General features: G+C 45.4%; 2 protein-coding genes. Both read right to left on the reverse strand.

All coding sequences use genetic code 11. The annotated features are described in order from the left end of the window. Positions 1-29: 29 nt before the first annotated feature. Entirely contained in the window at positions 30-878 is an 849-nt protein-coding gene (locus tag CWD90_RS22900) for an IS3 family transposase (protein ID WP_106427249.1), read from the reverse strand. Then, on the reverse strand, positions 875-1273 hold the full coding sequence (locus CWD90_RS22905) for a transposase (RefSeq protein WP_103478371.1): 399 nt from the start codon (positions 1271-1273) through the stop codon (positions 875-877). Before CWD90_RS22905 ends, CWD90_RS22900 begins: the two co-directional genes overlap by 4 nt. Positions 1274-1323 lie beyond the last annotated feature (50 nt).

A 1323-nucleotide genomic window follows, 5' to 3' on the forward strand; every position in this document is an offset into this window, starting at 1 on the left:
ATGAACATCCCTGATTAGAGTTGACCGATTTAATTAATTGATTGATTGTCAAAAATAGTCATCAATTTCCTTTGTTGAGGCCTCAACAAAGGAAATTGGTCCATGAACTTTTCGGGGCTCATTCTATCATTGTTATTGTGTAATCTTTTACTGTTGTAATTCTTAACAGCTTTGGCCGTCATCCTTTTTAACTGTCCAAAGTCCTTTGGTTTCCAGTGGTCCAGGTACTCTTCCTTTATGGTCCTGTTTATGCGCTCCGCATAGGCATTGTCCTGGGCAGAGAGCGCCATGCTTATCCTGCTCCCGTTTTTTTTGAGAAGACCTATATAACCTTTGTAGGTATATTGGCTTCCCCTGTCGCTATGGTGGTACATAGGAGCGGCATTCTTATCAAGTGCCCTGTTCAGGGCATCCATATTTGCCTGCGCCCTCATATGGTCGGAGACCTTGTGCCCCACGATCTTCTTGGTATAGACATCGATTATAAAAACGGCATAATAGTGCCTGCCACCTATTGGGATGTACGTAATATCGGATTGCCAGACCATCGATGGGCGGTCCACCTCCATACCTTTGATAAGGTTGGGATAATATATTTTGGAGGCTATGGTGGTTCTTCTATAGTTCTTTTTGCGCTTGAGCCTATATCCCAGTTCCATCATCAGTTCCACGAACCTGTCCCTTCCAATAAAATCGGGCTTAAGGGTATGGTACATTTTTTCCACCCCACAACCTGGATGGTCCTCCCGCAGCTCATCCGCCTCGAGGACCATCTGGCGGACCTTCCCGTCAAAGATCTTCTGCCGTGAACCGTACTGAAGGACGGCCTGTTTGCTCAGGCCGGCTTCCTTGTACAGATCGTTCATGGAAAAACTCATTTTTTGCTTGTTTTCCCGGAACCAGTCGATTGTGGGGTGCCGAAGTTTTTTTTGATGTCGATGTCCAGTTCGTCCTTGGCGATCTCCATCATCTTTTCCAGATAATCGATCATGATCTGCTTGCGGCCCACCGTACGCTCAAGCTCTTTTACGCGGGCCTCCAGCTCCGTCATCTTTTTGTTGCTACTGTCCTTCATCTCGATAACTCTAAATCCACTTTCATTAAAGATAGAGAATTTATAGATCCACCGATAAATTGTCGCATGGGGGACCCCATGCAGTTTCTCCAATTGGGGAACACTGAACTTGCCTTTCTCGAAATCCGAAACAAGACGTTTTTTGAATTCTTCCGAGTATTTACGCTGTTTGCGGATACTCCGTACATTTGCTTTCATAGCTTTCCACTCTTTAAGTGGTCAACCTATATCAGGGACGTACATCACTG

It is taken from the genome of Arenibacter catalasegens (genome assembly GCF_002909235.1).
In the GTDB taxonomy this organism is placed as follows: domain Bacteria; phylum Bacteroidota; class Bacteroidia; order Flavobacteriales; family Flavobacteriaceae; genus Arenibacter; species Arenibacter catalasegens.

Excerpts from the sequence above, each read along its gene's own strand:
- CWD90_RS22900 (WP_106427249.1), bottom strand. The coding sequence starts at position 878 with ATGAGTTTTTCCATGAACGATCTGTACAAGGAAGCCGGCCTGAGCAAA.
- CWD90_RS22905 (WP_103478371.1), bottom strand. The coding sequence starts at position 1,273 with ATGAAAGCAAATGTACGGAGTATCCGCAAACAGCGTAAATACTCGGAA.